The sequence below is a fragment of the Gilliamella sp. N-G2 genome (genome assembly GCF_002142215.1).
Lineage (GTDB): Bacteria > Pseudomonadota > Gammaproteobacteria > Enterobacterales > Orbaceae > Gilliamella.
In genome coordinates this window covers 1-26000 of the sequence record NZ_NAST01000030.1, presented here as the reverse complement: position 1 = coordinate 26000, position 26000 = coordinate 1, and the positions used below count along the sequence as shown (strand labels likewise).

General features: G+C 32.9%; 25 protein-coding genes. 17 read left to right on the top strand and 8 right to left on the bottom strand.

Translation table 11 applies throughout. The features are described from left to right. From B6C99_RS11460 to tsaB, 3 genes are all read left to right on the top strand, one after another. The coding region (locus B6C99_RS11460; protein ID WP_216819472.1) for a glycosyltransferase family 8 protein at positions 1 to 951 on the top strand (951 nt) is incomplete at its 5' end. A 291-nt stretch (positions 952 to 1242) separates the two neighbouring features. Further along, positions 1243 to 3177 (top strand): ATP-dependent DNA helicase, encoded by a 1935-nt coding sequence (locus tag B6C99_RS11455; protein WP_086359947.1) that lies wholly within the window; start codon positions 1243 to 1245, stop codon positions 3175 to 3177. Beyond that, on the top strand, positions 3174 to 3854 hold the full coding sequence (gene tsaB, locus B6C99_RS11450) for a tRNA (adenosine(37)-N6)-threonylcarbamoyltransferase complex dimerization subunit type 1 TsaB (protein WP_086359946.1): 681 nt from the start codon (positions 3174 to 3176) through the stop codon (positions 3852 to 3854). Before B6C99_RS11455 ends, tsaB begins: the two co-directional genes overlap by 4 nt. 52 nt (positions 3855 to 3906) lie before the next feature. On the opposite strand, the gene B6C99_RS11445 is transcribed toward tsaB, so the two are convergent. Beyond that, positions 3907 to 4173, bottom strand: coding sequence for a GrxA family glutaredoxin (locus B6C99_RS11445; RefSeq protein WP_065579308.1), 267 nt, complete (start codon positions 4171 to 4173; stop codon positions 3907 to 3909). A gap of 279 nt (positions 4174 to 4452) precedes the next feature. Here B6C99_RS11445 and B6C99_RS11440 point away from each other — a divergent pair, with 279 nt between their 5' ends. From B6C99_RS11440 to B6C99_RS11425, 4 genes are all read left to right on the top strand, one after another. After that, the gene (locus B6C99_RS11440; protein WP_158092477.1) at positions 4453 to 5145 is read left to right on the top strand and encodes a DUF2884 family protein; all 693 of its coding nucleotides are present in this window, start codon (positions 4453 to 4455) and stop codon (positions 5143 to 5145) included. 70 nt (positions 5146 to 5215) lie between these two features. After that, positions 5216 to 6067, top strand: coding sequence for a bifunctional methylenetetrahydrofolate dehydrogenase/methenyltetrahydrofolate cyclohydrolase FolD (folD, locus tag B6C99_RS11435; protein WP_065613380.1), 852 nt, complete (start codon positions 5216 to 5218; stop codon positions 6065 to 6067). Between the two features lie 68 nt (positions 6068 to 6135). Further along, positions 6136 to 6627 (top strand): peptidylprolyl isomerase B, encoded by a 492-nt coding sequence (ppiB, locus tag B6C99_RS11430; protein WP_086359944.1) that lies wholly within the window; start codon positions 6136 to 6138, stop codon positions 6625 to 6627. Continuing rightward, positions 6620 to 7372 carry a UDP-2,3-diacylglucosamine diphosphatase gene (locus tag B6C99_RS11425; protein ID WP_086359943.1) on the top strand — a complete coding sequence of 251 codons (753 nt, stop codon included), beginning with the start codon at positions 6620 to 6622 and terminating at the stop codon, positions 7370 to 7372. Before ppiB ends, B6C99_RS11425 begins: the two co-directional genes overlap by 8 nt. On the opposite strand, the gene modC is transcribed toward B6C99_RS11425, so the two are convergent. Genes modC through modA form a run of 3 tightly spaced genes read right to left on the bottom strand, consistent with a single transcriptional unit; the run spans position 7351 to position 9504 of the window. After that, a complete protein-coding gene (gene modC / locus B6C99_RS11420) occupies positions 7351 to 8031 on the bottom strand; it encodes a molybdenum ABC transporter ATP-binding protein (protein ID WP_086359942.1) in 681 nt (226 codons plus the stop codon). The two genes, B6C99_RS11425 and modC, sit on opposite strands and share 22 nt — an antisense overlap. Before the next feature lie 6 nt (positions 8032 to 8037). Then, positions 8038 to 8727 carry a molybdate ABC transporter permease subunit gene (gene modB / locus B6C99_RS11415; protein WP_086359941.1) on the bottom strand — a complete coding sequence of 230 codons (690 nt, stop codon included), beginning with the start codon at positions 8725 to 8727 and terminating at the stop codon, positions 8038 to 8040. A 12-nt stretch (positions 8728 to 8739) separates the two neighbouring features. Further along, positions 8740 to 9504, bottom strand: a complete 765-nt coding sequence (gene modA / locus B6C99_RS11410) for a molybdate ABC transporter substrate-binding protein (RefSeq protein ID WP_086359940.1) — start codon at positions 9502 to 9504, stop codon at positions 8740 to 8742. A 196-nt stretch (positions 9505 to 9700) separates the two neighbouring features. Here modA and B6C99_RS11405 point away from each other — a divergent pair, with 196 nt between their 5' ends. The 9 genes from B6C99_RS11405 (at position 9701) to amtB (ending at position 19874) form a co-directional block, all read left to right on the top strand. Next, positions 9701 to 10477: a TOBE domain-containing protein gene (locus B6C99_RS11405; RefSeq protein WP_086359939.1), complete on the top strand. Its 777-nt coding sequence runs from the start codon at positions 9701 to 9703 to the stop codon at positions 10475 to 10477. Positions 10478 to 10492: 15 nt separating this feature from the next. Further along, the gene (gene modF, locus B6C99_RS11400) at positions 10493 to 11953 is read left to right on the top strand and encodes a molybdate ABC transporter ATP-binding protein ModF (RefSeq protein ID WP_086359938.1); all 1461 of its coding nucleotides are present in this window, start codon (positions 10493 to 10495) and stop codon (positions 11951 to 11953) included. A gap of 395 nt (positions 11954 to 12348) precedes the next feature. Next, positions 12349 to 14352 carry an excinuclease ABC subunit UvrB gene (gene uvrB, locus B6C99_RS11395; RefSeq protein WP_086359937.1) on the top strand — a complete coding sequence of 668 codons (2004 nt, stop codon included), beginning with the start codon at positions 12349 to 12351 and terminating at the stop codon, positions 14350 to 14352. Between the two features lie 24 nt (positions 14353 to 14376). Further along, the gene (locus B6C99_RS11390) at positions 14377 to 14727 is read left to right on the top strand and encodes a RidA family protein (protein ID WP_086359936.1); all 351 of its coding nucleotides are present in this window, start codon (positions 14377 to 14379) and stop codon (positions 14725 to 14727) included. Between the two features lie 201 nt (positions 14728 to 14928). Continuing rightward, positions 14929 to 15429: a 5-(carboxyamino)imidazole ribonucleotide mutase gene (purE, locus tag B6C99_RS11385; RefSeq protein WP_086359935.1), complete on the top strand. Its 501-nt coding sequence runs from the start codon at positions 14929 to 14931 to the stop codon at positions 15427 to 15429. 7 nt (positions 15430 to 15436) lie between these two features. Then, the gene (gene purK, locus B6C99_RS11380) at positions 15437 to 16501 is read left to right on the top strand and encodes a 5-(carboxyamino)imidazole ribonucleotide synthase (protein WP_086359949.1); all 1065 of its coding nucleotides are present in this window, start codon (positions 15437 to 15439) and stop codon (positions 16499 to 16501) included. 23 nt (positions 16502 to 16524) lie between these two features. Next, positions 16525 to 18009, top strand: a complete 1485-nt coding sequence (gene dgt, locus B6C99_RS11375) for a dGTPase (protein WP_086359934.1) — start codon at positions 16525 to 16527, stop codon at positions 18007 to 18009. Positions 18010 to 18234: 225 nt separating this feature from the next. Continuing rightward, positions 18235 to 18573 carry a P-II family nitrogen regulator gene (gene glnK, locus B6C99_RS11370; protein ID WP_086359933.1) on the top strand — a complete coding sequence of 113 codons (339 nt, stop codon included), beginning with the start codon at positions 18235 to 18237 and terminating at the stop codon, positions 18571 to 18573. 20 nt (positions 18574 to 18593) lie between these two features. Further along, entirely contained in the window at positions 18594 to 19874 is a 1281-nt protein-coding gene (amtB, locus tag B6C99_RS11365; RefSeq protein WP_086359932.1) for an ammonium transporter AmtB, read from the top strand. Between the two features lie 81 nt (positions 19875 to 19955). Here the strand turns inward: amtB and B6C99_RS11360 are convergent, their stop codons facing one another. Beyond that, positions 19956 to 20429: a hypothetical protein gene (locus B6C99_RS11360; protein ID WP_086359931.1), complete on the bottom strand. Its 474-nt coding sequence runs from the start codon at positions 20427 to 20429 to the stop codon at positions 19956 to 19958. Between the two features lie 1080 nt (positions 20430 to 21509). Between B6C99_RS11360 and dsdC the strand changes: the two genes are divergently transcribed. Further along, positions 21510 to 22442: a DNA-binding transcriptional regulator DsdC gene (gene dsdC, locus B6C99_RS11355; protein WP_086359930.1), complete on the top strand. Its 933-nt coding sequence runs from the start codon at positions 21510 to 21512 to the stop codon at positions 22440 to 22442. Between the two features lie 50 nt (positions 22443 to 22492). Here dsdC and B6C99_RS11350 read toward each other — a convergent pair whose 3' ends face one another. The 3 genes from B6C99_RS11350 to B6C99_RS11340 form a co-directional block, all read right to left on the bottom strand. After that, complete coding sequence (locus tag B6C99_RS11350; RefSeq protein ID WP_086359929.1) at positions 22493 to 23392, bottom strand: DMT family transporter; 900 nt, start codon at positions 23390 to 23392, stop codon at positions 22493 to 22495. 174 nt (positions 23393 to 23566) lie between these two features. Then, a complete protein-coding gene (locus tag B6C99_RS11345; protein ID WP_086359928.1) occupies positions 23567 to 24805 on the bottom strand; it encodes a nucleoside permease in 1239 nt (412 codons plus the stop codon). A 78-nt stretch (positions 24806 to 24883) separates the two neighbouring features. Further along, the gene (locus tag B6C99_RS11340) at positions 24884 to 25702 is read right to left on the bottom strand and encodes a purine-nucleoside phosphorylase (RefSeq protein WP_086359927.1); all 819 of its coding nucleotides are present in this window, start codon (positions 25700 to 25702) and stop codon (positions 24884 to 24886) included. Between the last annotated feature and the right edge of the window lie 298 nt (positions 25703 to 26000).

The window sequence follows — 26000 nt, the reverse complement described above, 5'->3', positions numbered from 1 at the left end:
AATAAAAGAAATGAGTTTTTGTCATGTGATTTTGATAATAACCAATCTATATTAGATATTTTATTATGTTTTGATGATAATTATGCTTTGCCTGCTGGAGTAAATATTTTTTCTATTGTTGAGAGTAATCCTTTACAGCAGATCCATTTTCATTTATTTACGCACAATCTTTCCGATGAAAACAGACGTAAATTTAGCGGAATTAAATTTGATAACATAGCAATAACTGAATATGTGATTAATGATGAATTTAAAATAGATGAACAAAATACCGAACAATTTCCACTTTCAGCCTGTGTTCGCTTAATAGCGCCAATAATACTAAAAAATACTACTGATAAATTACTCTATGTTGATAGTGATACATTATGTATTAACAGTTTGGCAGATATTGATCACATCGATTTAAAGGAAATTATCGTCGCGGCTATTGCAGATGTTCCATATATGCAACAAACTCAATGTGCTAAATATGACGTGGTTCCGGGCACTTATTTTAACTCTGGGGTTATGTTAATTAACATTTCACTTTGGTGTGAAGAAGAAATTACAGATAAAACATTAAGATTATTAAATAGCGGCGAAAAATATCAATATCCTGATCAAGATGTTTTAAATATTTGTGTTGGTCAAAAAAGGCTAATATTACCAAGAAAATTTAATAATTTATTGGCATTATCAATTAATGGAAATGACGATGCAAATGTTCCTAACGGAACAATATTTATCCATTACATTACTAAAAATAAGCCTTGGCACCAACCGTATCGTTCGAAATTATTTGATTCTTATTTAGAAAAATCACCATGGCGAAATGATAATTTACCATTGTATTGTCCTAAAAAGACTTCTTCAATCCGTGCTTATGCAAAATTAATGTTTAGGCAAAAGAAATATCTAGCAGGAATAAAACATTATATTATTTATTTGAAAACTAAATTTAAAAAATAATATTAGGTTAATAATTTTGTTTCTTTCAAGCTTATTTAGTTAATAGATTAGAAAAATTTCAATCTATTTCTAATTAAGCTTTTTATTTATAGTTAAAGTTCATGTATATATTTTTGCCTTGGTTATTGGTATAGTATACCTCGTTGTCTTGATGGTTAATTATCCAATTTCATGACTATTGTTTCATGCCTATTTTAAGAGGACGTTATATTTTACTAACGTTAATTATTTCTTTAACAAATTTTCTAGAATATATAAATAGGGCTTATCTTTTGATTAGGTGTATTTTAAGTGATTGATGATTTTGCAGAAAATGGTTTACTTGCGACAGCTATTGATGGCTTTGTTGCAAGAACGCCACAAAAACAGATGGCAAATAAAGTCACTAAAGCAATACAAGCGCAACAATCACTGGTAGTTGAAGCGGGAACCGGTACAGGTAAGACCTTTGCTTATTTAGTTCCTGCATTACGAAGTGAAAAGAAAGTCATTATTTCAACTGGCTCAAAAAATTTGCAAGAACAGTTGTATAGTAAAGATTTGCCGATTATCAAAAAAGCTTTGAACTATACCGGTAAAATTTCACTTCTTAAAGGTCGAGCCAATTATCTTTGTTTAGAGCGTATGTATCACCAATATGCGGCAGCAGGCGATTTAGATAAGAATTTACGTACAGATCTTGTACGCGTCAAAAATTGGTCGATTAAAACCAAAGACGGTGATATTAGTAAATGTACAACGTTAACCGAAGATAATCCAATTTGGCCAATTTTAACTAGTACTAATGATAATTGTTTAGGAAGTGAATGCGAGCACTATAATGATTGTTATGTGGTTAAAGCTCGTAAGCGAGCGTTAAATGCTGATATTGTTGTGGTCAATCATCATCTGTTTTTAGCTGATGTAGTGGTAAAAGATACTGGGTTTGGTGAACTGATTCCAAAAGCTGATGTAATGATATTCGATGAAGCTCATCAACTGCCAGACCTGGCATGCCACTATTTTGGGGAACAGTTAACCAGCCGACAACTGTTTGATTTAGCCAAAGAGATAAATCTAGCTTATCGAACCGAAGTCAAAGATATGTCTCAGTTACAGCAATGTGCTGATAAACTACAAAAATGTACCCAAGACCTACGATTATTAATAAATCAGCAAAATAATAAAGGCAACCTGCGTTATCTATTTAATCAAGCTAACATTAAACAAGAATTATCTTATTTATTTGATGCTCTTGATTTTTGCAAAGAAGTACTTTTATTAGCGATAGGGCGCTCTACCACGTTAGATAATTGTTTTGATCGTGTTAACCAGTATCAATTATTATTGAAGCGTCTAACAGAAACACATGTATCTGGTTTTAGTTATTGGTATGAGAGTTCATATAGTTCTTTTCTGTTCGCATTAACACCATTGTCGGTAGCTGATAAATTTGCAGAGTTATTAATCGAGCGCAAAGGAAGCTGGATTTTTACATCAGCAACCTTATCAGTTGATAACCAATTAGATTATTTCACCAAACGTTTAGGGTTAACTAATTCTGACTCATTGATTTTAGAAAGCCCTTTCGACTATAACAACCAGACAATAATGTGTGTGCCGCGTTATATTCCATCACCAAATGAACAAGGTAATGCTGAAAAACTGGTTCATATTTTATTACCCGTTATTGAAGCTAACAAAGGTCGCTGTTTTTTCCTCTGTACTTCATATGCTATGATGAATGCTTTAGCGACACAATTTCGAGAATTGACTAAATTACCTGTGTTAGTTCAAGGTGATACCAGTAAAGTAAAATTATTGGAGCAATTTATTCATAGTGGTAACGCTCTATTAATTGCAACTAGCAGTTTTTGGGAAGGAATCGATGTTAGAGGTGACACACTTTCTTGTGTTATTATAGATAAATTACCTTTTACTTCACCTGATGATCCTTTATTTAAAGCTCGAATGGAAGATTGCCAAATGCAAGGTGGTGATGCATTTAATGAGGTTCAATTACCCGAAGCTGTTATCACCTTAAAACAAGGAGTAGGGCGATTAATTCGTCATCACAATGATCGTGGCGCAATTATTATTTGTGATAATCGATTAGTCATGCGACCATATGGCGCAACATTTATTAATAGTTTACCACCTTCGCCAAGAACGCGAGATATAAATAAGGTCATCAATTTTTTATTATCTAACAGTGAATCGATAACCGATAATTTGGAAAGCAAATGAGTACTATTTTAGCCATTGATACTTCAACAGAAGCTTGTTCAGTCGCATTATTTTATCAAAATGAAATCACTCATGATTTCATTATTTCAGAGCGAGATCACACCAAAAAAATCTTACCTATGGTGGATAAAATTTTGCATCAAGCTGGGTGTAGTCTTTCACAACTTGATGCAATTGCTTTTGCGCAAGGCCCTGGTAGCTTTACAGGAGTGCGAATAGGGATTGGAGTGGCTCAAGGTTTAGCTCTCGGTATTGATGTTCCAATGATAGCTGTATCGACATTGCAAACTTTAGCACAAGGTGCTTATAGAACTAAACGTGCAACTAAGGTTATTCCAGCAATAGATGCTAGAATGGGAGAAGTCTATTTAGGACAATACCATTATCAAGATCAACAATGGCAAGCGCTCATTCCTGAATGTGTGATTAAACCTGAGGATGTGGTAACTAAAATCCAACATATTGATAATGATGATTATTCGGCTGGCACTGGTTGGCAAACTTATCCTAATATGTTAGCAATGATTAAACCAAGTGAAGTGTTATTACCTGAAGCACAAGATTTGGTGGTTATCGCCCAGCAAAAATGGTTAAGGAAGGAAGTGGTAAAAGTTGAAGATGTTGAGCCAACTTATTTGCGTAATGAAGTAACATGGCAAAAATTACCAGGTCGATAAGAGCAGATAAGCTATGGAAATGCGTTATCTGCTGTAAAATTAAGCTTAATATTTATTCTTGAAATAATCCCAAATTCGCTTTGGCATATGCTTCAAAGTCAGTACAGCCACCAATTGGTTTTTCATCAATGAAAATTTGGGGTACGGTTTCAACTGGTTTACCAACACTTTTTGAAAGATCTTCTTTGGTAATACCTTCAGCATTGATATCAACATAACGATATGAAAAGTCATCTCGTTCTTGTGATAATTTTTCTGCTAACTCTTTAGCTCGCACACAATATGGACATCCTTGACGTCCGAAAATTACAGCATACATAGTTCACCTCTAATAGTTAAATTTAATTGTTGGATTAACTATACTTCAGTTTTAAATAAAAAAAAGTAGTTAAATCTAGTTGATATAATAGATTATACCTATTGACATTACGCTTGCAAAGTTAGCAAGGTATACGTTTTAATCATTTAGATACTTTATCGAGTATTTTATCTGTTATGACAAAAAAATTTTGAGGAAAGGGGTTTTAAGCCTCAAAAATAGTGCTAATTTGATATTACTCGCTATAATTTTAATTTCAACCATTAAATGGATGTCAGTATGTTAAAAAAAATGATATTTATTTTGTCATTAACTTTATCGATAACTACTTTTGCAGCACAAAAAGAGTGCACTGTAAAACCAAGTTACGATATTGTGATAAATAAAGACAGTATCCATATATATAATAAATCAAATGATTTATCTATTATGAATGATGGTCAGGTGATATTAAATAAAAAAATAATATCACCAAATTCATCATTGCGAAAAAAACTTGATCAGTTTGAGAAAGGTTTACGCTCACAATTACCTCAACTAGAGCAGCAATCAATAAGCTTATTGTCTGAAGTGAAAGTCGCTTTTGATCAGGCAATCACCAAAAAGTTGAGTGATGATCGTGAACTGCATAGCGAGTTAAATAAATTATATAAAAGATTAGTGAAACTATTACATGGCTCTCTTATTAGCGAGAATGGCAGTACAAAATTTTATTATCAAAATTTTAATAAATTGAAAAAAGATGGGCATGATATTGGTGAACGTATTTTTTATAATGTTATTGGTGGTAGTATTTTAGATTTTAATTTGTTTAAAAACATAGCTGCGATTAAAGATATTTCGAAAAATGAATGGAAAGCTCAAAAACCAAAACTTAAAGCTTTTGATGCTCATATTTGCTCGGTTATTACGGATGTGGATCAACAATATCAACAGATTTTAACAGAACTTAATCAATCGGCCGACAAGTAAATAGACAATAATCAAAACTTTTGCGAAAATATCTTATCTACAATCATCAGGTAAAAGAAGTAATCGGCTTATGACAGCGAATATAATTGATGGCAAAGCGTTAGCATTGCAAATACGCAATGAAATTGCTCAAAAAGTAAAAAAACGTACTGAACAAGGTTTATCTGTTCCCGGTTTGGCTGTTATACAAGTTGGTTCGGATCCCGCCTCGAAAATTTATGTGAAAAATAAACAAAAAGCTTGCGATGATGTTGGTTTCGCTTCTTTTGCGTATGATTATCCATCGTCAACCACTGATGAATTATTAGCATTAATTGATGAATTGAATCAACGATCCGATGTTCACGGTATCTTAGTTCAATTGCCTTTACCGGATAATATTGATAAAACTAAAGTACTAGAGCGTATCGATCCTCGTAAGGATGTCGATGGTTTTCATCCTTATAATATTGGTCATTTATTACAACGAGATCCAATACTACGACCATGTACACCATATGGTGTCGTTAAAATGTTGGAATCAACCGGTATTAATTTATCGGGGTTAAATGCAACAGTTGTTGGGGCGTCGAGTATTGTTGGTCGTCCTATGGCATTAGAGCTATTACTTTTAGGATGCACAACCACAATCACCCATAGTCGAACAGTGGATGTAGCAAAGCATGTCAGTAATGCAGATATTGTTGTGGCTGGTGTCGGTATACCTAATTATGTCAAAGGTGAATGGATAAAACCGGGTGCTATAGTGATTGATGTTGGTATTAATCGTTTGCCTGATGGGAAATTAGTTGGTGATGTGGAATTTGATGTTGCTAGCCAACGAGCCGGCTGGATTACACCGGTGCCTGGTGGTGTTGGGCCGATGACGGTAGCAATGTTAATGAGTAATACATTAGATGCATGTGAAAGATTTAGTGAGTAAGCATATTAAAAGATATTGCTCACCTTTTAACAATTTTTACGTAATAGAATGAAATTAAGGAACATTTTATGATTATATTTCATACTTCATTAGGCGATATTAAAATTAATACTTTTGAAGATAAAGCTCCAGAGACAGTTAAAAATTTTGTTGAATATTGCAAAGAAGGTTTTTATAACAACACCATTTTCCATCGTGTCATTAATAATTTTATGATTCAAGGTGGTGGTTTTGAACCAGGTATGAAACAGAAAAAAACTAAATCGCCGATTAAGAATGAAGCTGATAATGGGTTAAAAAATAATCGTGGTACATTAGCTATGGCGCGTACCAGTGATCCTCATTCTGCAACAGCGCAATTTTTCATCAATGTCGTTGATAATGATTATTTAAATTATCGCTCATCAGATATCAATGGTTATGGTTATTGTGTTTTTGCCGAAGTTGTCGATGGTATGGATGTGGTTGATAAGATTAAAGCGGTTAAAACTGGCCGTAGTGGCATGCATTCTGATGTTCCTGTAGAAGATATCATAATTAAGAGTGTAACGGTTGAATAATCCGGTTCGCTTTTTTGTTGCAGATATTCATCTTGCAGACAATCAGCCTGCTGTAGATCATTTTGATATAACAGCAGGTTTTTTATCTTTTCTTAAACAATTACCTAATCAATGTGAGCTTTATATACTTGGTGATTTGTTCGATTATTGGGTAGGTGATGATGTACAGTCAATACTACACAATCAAATCGCTGATGCCTTAAAAGAGCTCTCGTCACGCCATATTAAAAAATTCTTTGTACATGGGAACCGTGATTTTTTAATTGGTAAGCATTACGCTAAACGCTGTGAAATGACTTTGTTAGGCGATATTAATTGTTTGTTGAATCAAAATAAAAATATTGTATTTTTGCATGGTGATTTGCTTTGTATTGATGATCCTCAATATCAAAAATTCCGCAAAATCATGCATAAAAAATGGCTACAAAAATTATTTCTATTACTACCATTAAAAATACGTTTAAAAATTGCCACTAAATTACGCAAAGAGAGCAGCCAGCATAATCAAATCAAATCTGAAACTATTATGGATGTAAATCCAAAAGCTGTCATTGATATGATGATTGCCAATAACGCTAGTATTATGGTTCATGGACATACACATAAACCTGCTACACATCATCTTTATATTAATGACGAGCCAGCAACTAGAATTGTGTTAGGAGCTTGGCATGATGGCATTTCGTATATAAAACAAGAAAAAAATAGCGCCACTTTAGAACTTTATAACCACTCTTTCAAATAATTACTTTGTAGAATTTGTTCAGTATCACCATAGGTTTGTAATTTTCCTTGCTCTAAAACCGCTACGTGTTGTGCAATGCGTTTAACTTCATTGATATTGTGCGTTACATAAACAATAGGGATATTTAGATCATTTACTAGTTTATCAATATAACTTAATAGCTCTTTTTTACGAGGCATATCTAAAGCTGAGAGTGGTTCATCCATTAGTAATAATTTTGGTTCTGCTAATAGAGCTCGACCAATGGCAACACGTTGTTTCTCACCACCCGATAACATTGCTGGATAACGATTAAGAAGTGAACCAATGTTGAGTACCGAAACTATTTCGTCAAATCTTTCTTTATTCAATGATTTTGCACCATAAGTTAGGTTTTTTAATACTTTATAATGGGGAAAAAGCAATGCATCTTGAAAGACAGTACCAATTTGTCTTTTTTCTGGGGTTGTAAAAATTCCTTTTTCAGTATCAACCAAAGTAGTTTGATTTAGTTTAATATAACCGATATCTGGTTTAATCAAACCATTAATAAGGTTAATCAGTGTTGATTTCCCTGAACCGGAGACACCTAAAATTGCCGTCACGCCATGACAGTGAATTTCATGTTTAAACTGGAAAACAAACGAGGCGAGTTTTTTGCTCACATTTATATTTAACATGACGAACTATCCTGTTAACTTCTTTTTATGCCAACGATTAAGCATTTCTGATAAAAATAAGGCAATTAATGATAATACTATCGAAACAATGCAAAGCCGTAATGCACCGGACTCGCCATCAGGGATCTGTAATAAGGTATACATAGCCAAAGGAATTGTACGAGTTTCACCTTGAATATTTGAAACGAAAGTAATTGTTGCGCCAAATTCACCTAGACAACGCGCGAAACCAAGTACGGTTCCCATTAAAATGCCCGGAAATGCTAATGGTAAAGTAATGGTCATAAAAACACGAAATGGTTTAGCGCCAAGGGTTCTTGCGGCTTTTTCTAATCTTGAATCAATTGATTCAATCGCTAATCTAATCGATCTGACCATAAGAGGGAATGCCACCACAGCAGAGGCTAAGGCAGCACCTTGCCAATTAAAACTGAAACTGAGATGGAAATAGTTATTTAGCCATTCACCAATAATACCATGACGTCCCATCGTCAAAAGTAGTAGATAGCCTAAAACAACAGGCGGTAAAACTAAAGGAAGATGAACAATACTATCAAACAATGATTTACCTATGAATTGACATCTTGCTAAAATCCAAGCAGTTAAGATCCCTAATGGTAGGCTAAAAATTATTGCTGCTCCAGCTATTTTTAAGCTTAGCAGCAATGTTTGCCATTCAAATTCAGTTAATATCATCTTTTCAAAATACTAATTAATTAAAAAACCATATTTTTGGAAAATATTTTGTGCTGTTGGTGAATTTAAATATTGATAAAACTCTTTTGCTTCAGGTTTCAATAATGTTATTGGATATTCAATAGCTTTGAAGGTATCGGCAGGAAAATTACCAACGATCTTCACTTTATCACTTACTTTTGCATCAGTGCTATACACAATCCCTAATGCAGCTTCATTGCGTTCAACTAACATTAACGCATCACGAACATTACTTGCTGGAGCCATTTGTGGTAACAATTTATCAAATACGCCTAAATTAGTTAAAGACTCTTTAGCATAAAGTCCCGCAGGGACATGGTCAGGATCACCGACAGCTAATCTTTCGCCTTTGGGTAAAATTGTTTGCCAGTTAGTCTCTGCATTGATATCTACTTTGTCTAATTTAGATTGTTTTGGCGCTATTAAAACTAAGCCGTTTTTTAACAAATTTTGTTTTTCTGTTGTAATTTTATGTTCAATAAGATAATTCATCCATTTTTGATCTGCTGACATAAAAATATCTGCCGGAGCACCTTGTTCAATTTGTTTAGCTAATACGGAAGAAGAAGCAAATGAAAATACGATTTCGGTATCTTTATGCTCTTTTTTATAACTAGTTGCGATATCTTGCATTGCATTAGTTAATGATGCTGCAGCAAATACTGTAATTTTTTGACTGGCTGTTGCTGTTAAGCTGACAAGTAAAGTTGTTAATGATAGTAGTAATCCAATGATTTTTTTCATGTTATTCTCCATGCTCGTTGTATAAAATAATGCATAACGATGCTATCAAACTTTACCTATAATGTACAATTAATCTTTACTCGTTAGCGAAATTTTATTGATCATAAAACGATATGAGGACAATTTTTGGTGAAAAATAGAAAAACGTCTACAATAGAACAACATTACCATAAATAATGGTTTATTCAATCTAATAAGGCACGTAGTAATGTTGTCACCAGAAATTTTATTAACTTTAAACTTAAATCAGCAACTATTTACTGACCCACGGCGAATTGCTTTACTAAAAGCAATAGAGCTAACTGGCTCATTAAGTCAAGCCGCCAAACAAATTGGTATAAGTTATAAAACAGCATGGGATGCGATTAATGAAATCAATAGTTTGGCACCAACCCCCTTTTTGATTACTACCACAGGAGGAAAAAATGGTGGAGGAACCAAGCTTAGTGCTTACGCAGTTAGATTTATACAACTTTATGATCTATTAACTCAGCTACAATATAATGCATTTAATATTTTAAATGATGACAATATTCCGTTGGATGATATTTTAAAAATTACTGCTAAATTATCATTGCAAACCAGTGCTCGTAATCAAATTTATGGCAGTGTTGTAAGTATTGAAACCAATAATATTGCTGGATTTGTAAAGGTTAAATTAAATGATAATCAAACAGAACTAAAAGCTTATATTACTCAGCAAAGTGTTGAACGCCTAAAAATAAATATTAATAAAACTGTGCTATTACTTATCAAAGCACCTTTGATTGAATTGAATGATTTAAATGAAAATCAATTAACAGTTCAAGTAGAAAAAATAGTCACTGATGGTCACTTTTCTGAAATTTCATTTTCGTTACCATCAGGAATGATACTTTACACAAGTAAATTAACAAGCGAGGTTAATCGTGTAAAGTTAATTGAAGGTCAGCAAACAACCATATCTATCGATCCTCAGCATATTATCATTGCCACATTAGTTTAGTCATTTGAGGTATTTATGTTACAAATTGAAAATACAATATATAAAATTAGTGATTTCCGCGTTTTTACTATCGAATCTTTGATGATTAATGCTGGCGATATTGTTGCTTTTGTCGGCCGAAATGGATCGGGTAAGTCAATATTAGCCAAAGCGTTAGCTGGTGATCAAACAATATTATCTGGGAAAGTAATTAATCGTTTTAAATCTATCGCGCATATATCCTTTGAGCACTTACAAAAAATAATCGATGATGAATGGAAACGAAATAATACCGACATGCTAAGCGATAAAGAAGATGATACTGGATTAACTACGGCTGAGATCATCCAAGAACATAATCAAAACCAAGCGCTTTGTGAAAGTTTAGCACTACAATTTGGTATAGCAGATCTTTTAAATCGTCGTTTTAAATATCTTTCCACCGGAGAAACACGTAAAACCTTAATTTGTCGCACATTAATGAGCAAACCTGAACTATTAATTTTAGATGAGCCATTTGATGGTTTAGATGTTGCTTCTCGAGCTAATTTAGCTGAAATACTTAGCCAACTATCAAAACAAAATATTACTATTGTAATGGTATTAAATCGTTTTAATGAAATTCCGCTATTTGTTAAATATATTGGATTACTGGCTAGTTGTCAGCTATTGAAATATGGCACAAAAGACACCATATTAGATGACGTAGCCGTCAAACAACTTGCTAATTTAGAACATTTATCTAATTTTACTTTACCAGATCCAGATGAAATTTCTGTGCCATTACCTAACGATTTAGATCGGATTATTTTAAATAATGGTTTTGTTCAATATGATGGTAAAGCAATTATTAATGGATTAAGTTGGCAAGTTAGAGCTAATGAAAATTGGCAAATTATTGGCCCAAATGGAGCAGGTAAATCCACATTACTCAGTTTAATAACTGGTGATCATCCACAGGGCTATAGTAATGATTTAACACTATTTGGACGTAAGCGGGGCTCAGGTGAAACTATATGGGATATCAAGCGTCATATTGGCTATGTAAGTAGTAGTTTTCATCTTGATTACCGAATTAGTTTAAGTGTAGAAAATGTATTGGCATCGGGTTATTTTGATTCAATTGGCTTATATCAAGCCCCCAGTGATAAACAATTAAAATTAGTTAAACAGTGGTTGCAATTATTGGATTTAACGGAGTTAGCAGAGAAACCATTTAAATCACTTTCATGGGGTTTGCAACGTTTAGTCCTAATTGCTAGGGCTTTAGTTAAACACCCAACGCTACTTATTTTAGATGAACCATTACAGGGACTTGATTATTTGAATCGTGAACTGGTCAAAAGTTGGATTGATAATTTAATTGATAGAGGTAATACACAATTATTGTTTGTTTCCCATCATACAGAAGATGCGCCAAAATGCATCACTCATCGATTAACTTTTGTGCCTAATGAGCCTGTTGGCTATCAATACAAAATAGAAAGTATGAAATAATTTCTTAGACAAAAACTATTAAACTAAGTTTTAAAAATAGAAATAACCAATAAAAAAATTTTTTAAAACTGCGCAAAATTTAGTCAAAATCCGGAAAAAAGTTTATATTGACTATACTTAGCAAGTTATCCCCTATGCCTGTGGATAAGTCTGTGAGTAGTTTATTGAAAAGTGTGTTAACCTCAATGTTCATCAGGTTTTTATTTGATTTGATTACAACTTAAGCATGATTTTAAATATTTATATATATCAAATTGTTATAATAAATCAAGGGTTGTTTGTTAAGACGGCTTTACATTCTTTTAGCTTAACTGAGCAAAAAATATAACATTTCTAAAGGTCAAGTGTTTTTGGGGATAATTTTTATTAATAGGTAAAATTTTAGGTTGCGAGTAATGAGAAAATTTAAATTATGTTCTGATTTTAAACCAGCTGGTGATCAGCCTGCGGCAATTGATCGGATAAATCAAAATCTTGATGATGGGATTGCACATCAAACATTATTAGGTGTTACAGGCTCAGGTAAAACATTTACTATGGCCAATGTCATTGCCAAGCATAATCGCCCAACTATTATTTTAGCACCTAATAAAACTTTGGCGGCGCAGTTATATGGTGAAATGAAAGCATTCTTTCCAGATAATGCAGTGGAATATTTTGTGTCTTACTATGATTATTATCAACCAGAATCATATGTGCCTTCTACAGACACATTTATTGAGAAAGATGCCTCAATTAACGAGCATATTGAGCAAATGCGTTTATCGGCTACTAAATCGTTATTAGAACGTCGTGATGTAGTGATTGTGGCTTCAGTGTCTGCTATATATGGATTAGGTGCACCTGAAACTTATATGTCCATGATTTTACATTTGGCAAGAGGTACCATCACTGATCAGCGTTCAATCTTAACGCGTTTAGCGGAATTACAATATACCCGTAATGAAATTGGTTTTAGTCGTGGTACGTTTCGGGTACGAGGTGATGTTATTAATATATTTCCTGCTGATTCTGATGAACTAGCTGTACGTGTTGAGCTTTTTGATGATGAAGTTGAAAGGATAGTTATGTTTGATCCATTAACTGGTAATGCGATTAATGAGGTACCTCGTATTACAATTTATCCTAAAACGCACTATGTCACCCCAAGAAATATTATGGACAATGCGATTGCTGAAATTAAGCAAGAGCTTCAAGAACGCCAAAAAGTTTTGTTGGATAATAATCGACTTTTAGAAGAACAACGATTAACTCAGCGGACTCTATTTGATATAGAGATGATGACTGAACTTGGTTACTGTTCAGGAATCGAAAATTATTCCCGATATTTAGCTCAACGTAAAGCAGGAGATCCGCCAGCAACATTATTTGATTATTTGCCGGCTGACGGATTATTATTTATTGATGAATCTCATGTGGCAATTCCGCAATTAGGGGCGATGTATAATGGTGATAGATCACGGAAACTTAATTTAGTTGAATACGGTTTTCGTTTACCATCAGCATTAGATAATCGACCACTAAAATTTTCAGAATTTGAAAACATAATGCCACAAACAATTTATGTTTCAGCAACACCAGCTAAATATGAAATTGAAAAATCGGGTGGTGAAATTATCGAGCAGGTTGTTAGACCTACAGGCTTATTAGATCCAATTATTGAGGTTAGGCCGGTAGCTACTCAAGTTGATGATCTATTATCTGAAATTAAAGTGAGAATAAATCAAGATGAACGAGTATTAGTCACTACTTTAACTAAACGTATGGCTGAAAACTTAACTGATTATTTATCTGAACATAATGTTAATGTTAAATATTTGCATTCGGATATTAATACCGTTGAACGAATGGAAATTATACGCGATCTTCGTCTTGGTAAGGTTGATGTGTTAGTAGGTATCAACTTATTACGTGAAGGATTGGATATTCCCGAAGTATCATTAATTGCAATTTTAGATGCTGACCGAGAAGGCTTTTTGCGTTCAGAAAGTTCATTAATCCAAACGGTTGGTCGTGCAGCTCGAAATGTGAATGGTAAAGCGATTTTATATGCCGATAAAATTACTCCGGCTATGCAGAAAACGATCGACGAAACAGCGCGCCGTCGTAAAAAACAAGAAGATTTTAATGAAACTCATGGTATTACACCAAAATCAGTACGTAAAGAAATTAAAGATGTTTTAGATGCTGGTTTGAGCACGAAAAAAGCTACGGCTAAAGTACAAGCTTTTGAACCAGGTGGACAGTATAATTATGTTTCGGTCAAAGAAGTTCAAGCAAGAGTTAAAGAGCTTGAAGCTATGATGTATGAAGCCGCCCAAAATCTAGAATTTGAAAAAGCAGGTGTTTTACGTGATGAGATCAAAAAATTACGAGCTGATTTCATCAAAGTATCTTAATAAAAAGTTTTTAAGGAAAATATAATGACAATTACTCGTATAGATCCCGAAGATAGATGGTCGGAAGCGGTGATCCATAATAATGTGATCTATTATACAAGCGTACCAACAGATTTGCGTGATGATGCTTATACGCAAACCCAAAGTGCCTTAGCTGAAATAGATAAAATTTTAGCAAGAGCGAATAGTGATAAAAGTCGCATTTTAGATGCAACACTTTTTTTGGTAAATAAAAGTGATTTTCCAGCCATGAACAAAGCTTGGGATGAATGGGTAGTGAAAGGGAAAGCTCCAGTTCGTTGTACTGTTCAGGCAGGATTAATGAAAAAAGAGTATTTGATTGAAATTAAAATCGTTGCTGCCGTTAATTCATAAATTTATATGATTATCCGCCATATATTGGCGGATTTAATAACGTTGTATTATGAAATTAACTGTTTTATTTATGCATTAGCTTAAATTGTCCGAATATTGAGTTTAACTTATTGATAAGAAGTCATAGTTCTTGCTATCCCATTTATCGAATTTTAGTGTATACTTTCGACACTTAATATTTACATCTCCTTATAATCATCTATGCATACTCAACCAAAAATTGCCATTGTAATGGGGTCGAAAAGTGATTGGGCTACTATGCAGCATGCTGCTGATATTTTAGATACTTTAGCCATTACTTATCATGTTGAAATTGTTTCTGCCCATCGTACTCCAGATAAATTATTCGAATTTGCTGAAAATGCTAAAACAAAAGGCTTTGATGTTATCATCGCTGGTGCAGGCGGTGCAGCTCATCTACCGGGTATGTTAGCAGCAAAAACCTTAGTTCCTGTTTTAGGCGTGCCGGTTCAAAGTGCAGCATTAAGTGGTGTGGATAGTCTTTATTCAATCGTGCAAATGCCAAAAGGCATTCCTGTTGGAACTTTAGCTATTGGTAAAGCTGGAGCTGCAAATGCAGCCTTATTAGCTGTGCAAATTCTGGCATTACATAACCAAGAAATTTATCAACGTTTATCGAATTGGCGATTAAGTCAAACTGATGAAGTTTTAAATAATCCTGATCCGAGAGTAGCGATATAATATGACAATTCGATCTGTTTGTGTATTAGGAAATGGCCAGTTAGGGCGTATGCTTCGACAGGCAGGTGAACCATTAGGTATTCATGTTTATCCTGTAGGACTAGATGTTGAACCGGCATCGATCCCTTATCAAAATTCTGTTATTACTGCTGAAATTGAACGTTGGCCTGAAACGCAATTTACGCAAATTTTAGCTAGTCATCCTCAGTTTGTTAATCGAGATGTATTTCCTATTATTGCGGACCGTTTAACTCAAAAACAGTTACTTGATGAACTGAAATTACCAACAGCTAAATGGTTTGCTGTTAAAAATCAGTATGATTGGCCGAGTTTTTTTGAAAAATTAGGTGATTTACTAATTGTTAAGCGTCGAACCGGTGGTTATGATGGTCGTGGGCAATGGCGACTTTCAGTAGGTGATGACATCACTGTGCCAAATGACGTTTATGAAAATGCTATTGTTGAACAAGCCATTCCTTTTGAAAAAGAGGTGTCGTTGGTTGGGGCTCGAAATGCCAAAGGGGAAACAGTTTTTTATCCTTTGACTAATAATTTGCATCAAGATGGCATATTAAAAATGAGTGTTGCTATCCCATGTGAAAATGAGACATTACAGATAAGCGCTGAGCAGATGCTAGCAAAGATTATGCATAAACTTAATTATGTTGGTGTTATGGCAATGGAATGTTTTGTCATTGGTGATAGCTTATTAATTAACGAATTGGCCCCAAGGGTACATAATAGTGGCCATTGGACGCAAAACGGTGCTTCTATTAGCCAGTTTGAATTACATTTACGGGCTATTTTAGATTTACCGTTACCTAAACCAGATGTTTTTTGTCCATCAGTGATGGTGAATTTAATTGGTACCGAATTCAACATTAATTGGTTAACCGTAGATTTAGTTCATTTGCATTGGTATGAAAAAGAAGTAAGAGTTGGGCGTAAAGTTGGTCATATCAATTTAAGCCATCAACATCGTCAAAAATTGATTGAAGCCTTAAATCAACTTGATTCTATGTTACCAGCAGAATATGGTTCACCAATCGAGTGGGCAAAACAGAAATTATAGCTGATTGAACCTCAGGTTGCGATATGATCGATTTTAATAAAAAAATTAATTATCAACGATATGCCAGTAAACAACGTCAAGCGTCGGATGAATATTCTGTCTTGCGCTTTTTTGAAAGTGATCGGGGGCGCATTCTTAATTCAGCAGCTATACGGCGTTTACAGCAAAAAACACAAGTATTTCCTTTAGAGCGTAATTCTGTTGTGCGAACTCGGCTTACTCATTCAATGGAAGTACAACAAGTTGGTCGTTATATCGTCAAGGAGATTGTCAATCGTCTTAGTCTCTCTGGAAAGTTAAAGACGTTTGGCTTAGATAAATCAGTCATGTCGGTAGAAAGCTTAGTTGAAATGGCTTGTTTAATGCATGATATTGGTAATCCACCATTCGGCCATTTTGGTGAAGCAGCGATCAATCAGTGGTTTAGTGCGCGTTTGGGAATTGATAATGATTCAATCTATCCAATACTTAATATCAATGAGAACGAAGAGCAATCACTCAAATCATTAAAATTAAAAATTCGTCAAGATCTTGCAAACTTTGAAGGTAATGCTCAAGCAATTCGATTAGTTCATACTATTCTACGACTTAACTTGACCTATTCACAAATTGCTTCAATTCTAAAATACTCCAAACCAGCTTATTGGTCTAATGATATTCCAGATGAGTTCAGTTATTTGATGAAAAAACCTGGATACTATCTGTCTGAAGAATCTTTTGTTAATGAATTATCACAGCAACTGGATATTCAACCATTTCACCGCTATCCTCTTACTTATATTATGGAAGCTGCGGATGATATTTCCTACTGTATTGCCGATCTGGAAGATGCTGTAGAAAAGAAAATTTTGACTGTGCAACAGCTTTACCACTATTTAAAAGAAGCATGGGGCCCAGTTAAAAAAGGTGATTTATTTGATGAAGTTGTTAATAAACCTTATGACAATTTGAAAAAAAATGAATTTGAAGCGATAGGTATTGACCAATTCTTTATGTATTTACGGGTAAATACTATTGCTAAATTGGTACCACATGCGGCAGAACGATTCATTGAAAACATTGAAACAATCTATCATGGTTCATTTAATCATGCTTTACTTGAAGATCATGAAGCTGAGTATAAATTACTGAATATATTTAAAACAGTTGGATTTGAACATATTTTTAATCATGAGATGGTTGAAAATATTGAATTACAAGGTTATAGAATAATCACTGGTTTATTAGATATTTATAGTCCACTGCTAAATATGTCAACAGAAGATTTTATTAACTTAGCCAAAACAAATAACCATAAAAATTATCCTATCGAAACAAGGTTATATCATAAATTATCGGCAAAACATTGCGTCGCTTATCAACAAGCTATTGCATTATTGGACAAAGAGCATTGTAGCTTTAAATGTTGGGAATTTTATTATCGTTGCCGGTTAATTCAAGACTATATTAGTGGTATGACTGATCATTTTGCTTATGACGAATATCGCAAACTAATGGTAACATTCTGATTATTAATATCTATCGGCACCAAAAATAGGCATAAGCACCAAATTGGTGCGATAGAAAGCCTATTTTTGTCTTTAAAAACCTCTTTCCTCAAAATTTTTTACTTAACAATAATTACCAACCAATTTTAAAAATAGCAAATATTTCAATGGATAATACTTCTCTGCTAATTTTGGCATGCTCCTTGCATTAACTTAAATAACATTAATAGTAATAAGGAGTAATGGATGAAATTTGTCACCGTAGTTATAAAACCTTTCAAATTAGAAGAGGTTAGAGAATCACTATCAAATATTGGAATTACTGGTTTAACCGTAACTGAAGTTAAGGGATTTGGGCGACAAAAAGGTCATGCTGAACTATACCGTGGGGCAGAATATAATGTCAACTTTCTACCTAAAGTAAAAATTGAGCTAGCAATTAGTGATGAATTGCTCGATGAGGTAATTAGTACCATTACTAAAGCTGCTTATACAGGAAAAATAGGGGATGGGAAAATTTTTGTTACTCCGCTAGAACATGTTGTTCGTATTCGTACCGGTGAAACTGATGAGTCAGCACTGTAATTATCAATAAGGATATCATTATGTTGAAAAAATTTATTCTCTGTTTCGGATTCGCTTTAGCAAGTCCAGTGTTTGCTGATGAAGTGGCAATTGCAGATAAAGCTGACAATGGTTTTATGATGATTTGTACTGCATTAGTTTTATTTATGTCAGTACCTGGTATTGCACTTTTTTACGGTGGCTTATTAAGATCTAAAAACGTTTTATCCATGCTGTCACAAGTATTAGTAACATTTTCGTTGATTGCGGTGTTATGGATAGTTTATGGCTACTCTTTAGCCTTTGGTGAAGGTAACTGGTTTTTTGGTAACTTTGACCATTTTTTATTGGTTAATGTTGGTATTACTGATATTTCTGGTTCGATCTATGAAATGATTTGGATTGCATTTCAAGGTTCCTTTGCTTGCATCACATGTTGTTTAATCTTGGGTGCATTTGCAGAAAGAATTCGTTTTTCGGCAGTTCTTATCTTTATGGTGCTATGGTTCACTTTCTCATATATTCCGATGGCTCATATGGTTTGGGGCGGTGGAATTCTTGGTGATGAAGGCGCATTGGATTTTGCTGGTGGTACTGTGGTACATATAAATGCAGCTGTTGCTGGTTTACTAGGTGCTTATATGCTTAAAAATCGTATTGGTTACAATCGAGAACCATTAAAACCGTTTAACTTACCTTATGTTTATTTAGGTGCAGCTATATTATATATCGGTTGGTTTGGTTTTAATGCCGGATCGTCAACACATGCTGATGAAATTGCTGGTTTAGCTTTTATTAATACTGTTGCCGCAACTGCTGCCGCTGTTTTGGCGTGGTCATTTGCAGAATGGATATTACGTGGTAAACCATCATGTTTGGGAGCAGCATCAGGCGTGATTGCTGGATTAGTTGGTATCACTCCAGCAGCAGGATTTGTTGGTGTCGGTGGGGCAATGTTAATTGGTCTTATCTGTGGGGTTGCTGGTGTTTGGGGAGTTTCATCTTTAAAAAGGATTTTAAAAGTTGATGATACCTGTGATGTATTTGGTGTCCATGGTGTATGTGGTATTGTGGGTTGTCTATTAACTGGGGTTTTTGCATCTGAATCATTAGGTGGAACAGGTTATGCCGATGGCATCACTATGACAAGTCAAGTGGGTATACAGTTAATGAGTGTCATCACTTGTGTAATTTGGACGGCAATAATTGCTTATATTTCATATAAAATTGCTGATCTTAGTGTTGGTTTACGAGTTTCTGAAGAGCATGAACGTGAAGGACTTGATATTAACAGTCATGGTGAAAGTGCATTTAACAGTTAAAATTATTTAGAAGGTTAAAATAAAAAATCTACAGTATGTCAATACTGTAGATTTTGTCTTATTAATTATTGTTAAGTTTTTTTAGTCATCCCAAAGCATAATAGTATTATCTTCAGTTAGGACTAAGGGTGGAGCGAAAAGGTAATCTTTAAATCTGGTTGGTAGCGATTGAACATTGTTCAAGTTAAATTGTATTTCAGGGTAAAACTTCGCAAATTCCTTTAAACGATCGTTCAGCAATTTCTTTACTCTATTTGATTCTTTAGCAATTAAGATCTCGTCTTTCAACATACCAATTTGCTTTTTATGATGTTCCGATTCGAATATTTCTTGGAAAATAAATGAAAAACCAGATTTATTACATTTTTTATTATCATTGTGTTCCCTATACTCAGAATGGTGAAGTTTTAACTCCTTGATACGTAAACCAATAATTTCATCAATATGATCAGTATAATCATTTAATGTTGGGTCAAGATAAGCTAAGGTTTTATGTTCAGGAATAGCATCATTACTATGTACTAAGGTAAATAATGGCTTTTTATATGTCTTCATTCTGTAACTTCCTTTTAATTCAGGGTAAAAATAGAACAATAAATTTGACAAAAAAACAACTGTAAAATTATTTTTGTCAAGGTATATCTGTTTAACTTTATGTTTACACATATAAATCAATTAAGATTTTTACTATACTGCTATTTATTACTGATTATTAAAAATAATGTTTTTAAAAAGCATTTTGTTACGATATAAAAGACTAGTAAGCTAATTAGTAGCTTATTTTTAAGAAATTAAATTTAATTTTCCTCCATAATGTTATGTAAATATAAGTTATCAAAATTTAATAACTGTAGTTATTAGTTAAATAAATTAGAAAATAAAATGATAATTAAATAATTTTTTACCTAAAAATTATAAGTTGAATTTCTCTCAACTAAACATTCATCACGAAGTTAAATTTTTCCTCTTGATAAAATATTTGTCTTAGAATATTGATTTAGATTATGGGTGTATTGATACCTCAATCCAATCAGTGGTTGATATAAGTCCATTTAAGAAGTATCAAATCTTCTTGAAAATGTTTGCAATAAAAGGGAAATACTTAACTACTAATTTATTGTATGTCGGACTTAAACTTACTTTGTTATTAATTTATTAGAAATAAACTATTTAGAAAAACCTAACCTTTGATGAAACAAAACGACTTTTTCTAAATTAGGAACTTGATTATTTATATTGAGACAATAAATAAATATTTCAATACCAAAAGATAACAATATTTTATTTCTTTTTTATTTTACTAAAAAACTAAATAACAAACTTATCAACCACGGTAAAGACTATACTTTATAGACGTTAAAAAACTTAAAATTATAAATCAATTAACTTAACTTTAGACGATGTTACCAATTTATTTGGTTTTTAAATACTAGTATTTTTGATTGTTTTTGTCTACTATTTGATAAATGATCTATTATTAACTTTACATGAGCTAGATTGTTTCAAATCGATGAAATAGGTAAATCTGATTAAAAACTATAAATAAACATCTATAAATATTTATTGGCATTATATTCAGGAATATATTAGATTAGGCAAAAATTATCTAGCTTGATAGTAAATAGGAAATTATAAATGTATAATGAAGATAGTATTCCTAATAAGAACCGTTATATTAATCGTTATCAACTATCAAAATTACATACATTTGAGTCGGTGGCTCGGCATTTATCTTTTGCATTAGCCGCAGAAGAACTCTGTATTAGTCCAAGTGCTGTAAGCCATCAAATCAATAAACTTGAAGATGAGCTAAATTTTAAATTATTTAAGCGATTTCATCGACGGATTACTTTGACTCACGATGGTAAGAATTTATTCACAGTAGTTAAAAAATCACTTAACATATTAAATCAAGAAATTTTAGATATTAAAATTAAAGATGTTACTGGAGCACTTACTATCTATTCTTGTCCCTCTTTTACGCAAGAGTTTTTGATTCCAAAATTATCACAATTTACAGCTTATTATCCCTATATTACTTTAAATATTATTTCGGGTAATCAGGCCATTAATTTTAAACAATATCCAATTGATTTGGCTATTTATTATGATTCGCTACACTATGACGAATTAACTTGTGAACACTTGATTAGTGAAACGATTATTCCGGTTTGTACACCTAGTTATGCTCACCAACATAATCTTTACAATAACACAGAAAATTTAAAAAACTGTGTTTTACTACACTATAATAATAAACCTTTAGATTTTAGTTTTGATGAGTGGCAATCTTGGACTAGTCATTTTTCGTTGTCTTTTGATTTCAATAAAATGCAAAATATGTTATTTGATCGATTTGATCATTCTATTACAGCCGCACTCAATAATGCTGGTATTGCCATAGGTAGAAAGCAGACTATCAAAAAATATCTAGAATCGGGTCAACTAATTGCTCCTTTTTTAGATATGGAAGCACAATGTGAGCAGCGTTATTATATTTGTAAATCGCAAGAAAAATATAATCCTAAAATGGATATTTTTATTCAGTGGTTAAAAAGTTATGTTTAAAATTCTAGATGACAATTAAGTGTGGATCTCCACACTTAATTTATTTTAGATTATTTTCTTAAATGATTTAAATTCAGTAAAGTAATAGCGAGCAAGATAATTACTATGCCAATCCATTGATTCAAAATGACAAATTCATTTAAATAAAAATAAGAGCATGTTACTGCAACGGGAAGTTCCGCTGCTGATAGAATAGCACTTAATGAAATGCCAATTTTGGGAATACCTACCGAGAATAAAAAAGGAGGTAAGACAGTTCCTAATAATGCCAACAAAAAACCTAATTGGTAAATTTTATCATCAATACTTAATTTAAAGAAAAATAGTGGTGGAAAAATAACAAAGGTGACAATACAAGCTCCGGTTATCATGAGTGCACTTTTTTCTAATTTTGGTAATTCGTTACCAATATTGCTACTAGTGGTAATAAAGAGCGAATACATTAATGCTGCTAAAAAGCCAAATAAACATCCCGTTAAATTCAACTTAATAGTTTGATTGAATATACCTGCGGCTAAACAACTTCCAATGATAATTGTAATGATTGTCACTAACTGAATAGGCGTTGGTTTATTTTTAAAAATAACAAAATCAATAATTACACTTATCCATAAATATTGCATAAGCAAAATAATAGCAATAGATGCTGGAACCAATTGCACGCATTGATAATAACAAATCCCAACTAAACCGGGAAATATACCAACGGCACATACATGCCATTTTTTAGTTGAGCTTTTTTTGTGTTTATTCGTTACTTTATTTTTATTGGTAACTTTTACTATAAAATGGATCCCCCATAATATCAGCATACCTAAGAAACATTGAACTCCAGTCACTTGGCCAAGTGTATAACCTGATTTATAAGCGGTCTTGACAATAGAAGAGAGAACGCCGAAGCTACAAGCGCCTAAAAAAACTAATAAACCACCTAAAAATTTTTCTTTCATAACTAAATCTCATTACTTTTAAAACTATATGTGTCGTCAATTATTGGCACATAAAAATTATAACCAACAAGAATTATCTTGTGGCTTTATGTCACTATTTTTACGGTATGGGAATACTCAAAAAACAGAAGATAAATAAGGGATGGGTTATCCCTTATTTATATTGATAAGTTATTACTTCGCAGATTCGGTTTTATGTTGATCATAATTAAAGGTAAAATAAAATACTATACCTAAAACTAATGCGTAAGCAGCAAAACTTAACCATATTGAGTGCCAATCTTTTAATCCATCATGTGTATTGATATCAACCACAATACCACTAATAAATGAACCTATAATCGCACCGATACCATTAACCATGGTCATAAATAACCCTTGGGCACTAGCACGTATATTAGCATTAACTTCTTTTTCAATAAAGATGGAGCCTGAGATATTAAAGAAGTCAAATGCACAACCATATACAATCATTGATAGCATCAATAATACAAAACCAAATGGTGTTGGATCACCATAGGCAAAGAAGCCAAATCTAAGTGTCCAGGCAATTAAGCTGATCATTATGACTTTCTTTATGCCAAATTTCTTAAGAAAATACGGAATAGTCAAAATAAAAGCAACTTCAGCCATTTGCGATACAGATAATAATATCGCTGGATGTTGAACAATTATGCTGTCTTGAAATTCGGCAATTCTGCCAAAATCTTTTAAAAATGCACCACCAAAGGTATTAGTAATTTGTAATATAGCGCCTAACAACATCGAAAACAGGAAAAATATCAACATTACTGGTTTTTTAAATAACACAAATGCATCTAAACCTAAACGTGAAATCCATGATTGTTGTTGGTTTTTGGTGATTTCAATATTGGGTAATGTCGCACTATAGATAACTAAAATAATGGAAGCCCCACAAGCAATATAGAGCTGGGCATTGCTTATATCGAATTTTAGTAAACTAATGGTCCACATTGCGATAATAAAACCTACCGTTCCAAAAACACGGATTTTTGGGAAAACCGTAACAGTGTCTAAATTACTTTTATCTAAACAGTGATAACTTAATGAATTAGATAATGCTATAGTTGGCATAAAAGCCATTGCATTAACTAGCATTACCCAATACAGTTGATTAGGAGTTGTTACTGAGGCTGCATAAAATAATGCAATAGCACAAATAGTATGACAAAGCATAAATAAGTATTTAGGTGGAATAAATTTATCCGCAATAATACCAATAATAAATGGCATAATTAATGCAGCAAAGCCTTTAGTACTGTAAACCAAACCAACTTCATAACCAGAAAAATTTAACGTGTTGATCAAATAAATACCAAAAGTCGTTAACCAGCTTCCCCAAATAAAATATTGGAAAAACATCATGACTTGTAATCTATTTTTTATGTTCATTATTTATATCCAAAATAAAGTGAACTGCTAGTATAAAATTATAAAAAATTACTTTTTATTTAGAATTACCTATTAAAACTAAAAACGAGCAATTGTTTTAGTAATCAATTGTAAGAAAGTTGATTTAACACGTTCAGCGGTTTCAATAACTTCTTCATGACCTAAAGGTTGATCTAAAATGCCACAAGCCATATTGGTTAAACATGAAATTCCGATGGTTTTAATACCCGAATGATGAGCAATGATTGCTTCTGGCACGGTTGACATACCAACAGCATCAGCACCTAATACTCTGATCATTCTAATTTCTGCTGGTGTTTCATAAGTTGGGCCTGTCCACCATGCATAGACACCTTGTTGTAACGGGATATTAAGTTCTTTTGCTACTTCGCTAACAGTTGCGCGTAATTGTTTATTATATACTTCGCTTACATCAAGGAAACGTACTCCTAATTCTGGATTATTTGGCCCCATTAATGGATTATTAGCGGTTAAGTTAATGTGATCTGTAATTATCATTAAATCACCCGGTTTAAAGCTAGTATTAACCGCACCACAGGCATTAGTAATGATAAGTTTTTCTACGCCAAGCATTTTCATTACCCGAACTGGGAAGGTAACTTGATCCAAAGAAAAACCTTCGTAGTAATGAAAACGCCCTTTCATGGCAACAACGGTTTTATCGCCACAGTTACCAATAACTAATTCATTAGCATGACCGACAGCAGCAGATTTGGCAAAATGAGGGATATTGTCATAAGGAATATGTACTGCATCTTCAAGAGTATCGGCAAAAGGGCCTAAACCAGATCCAAGTATAATTCCAATTGTAGGTTTTTTATCTGTTTGTTGTTGAATATAGTTTACTGCTTGTTGTATATCTGCTGTTTGATGCATGACTCTATCCTTTCAAATTTAAGTATACGCTTAATTGATAACACGATTAAAAATCATTATTTAAGAAACTTTTTTACTAATGATTTAATTTTGAATTCAAAAAAATCATTATGATTATTAATCAGTTATGTGAAATTATTTATAATATCAATAACTGACAATTGATTAAAATTAGAACAATCATTTAAAAAAAGAATATATAATAAAAACAAAGTTGTTCTTACTTTCGGCGTATATTATGATGATCTTCGATAAATAAAGAAAGATGCGAAATGATATATATTGAATTAAATTAATT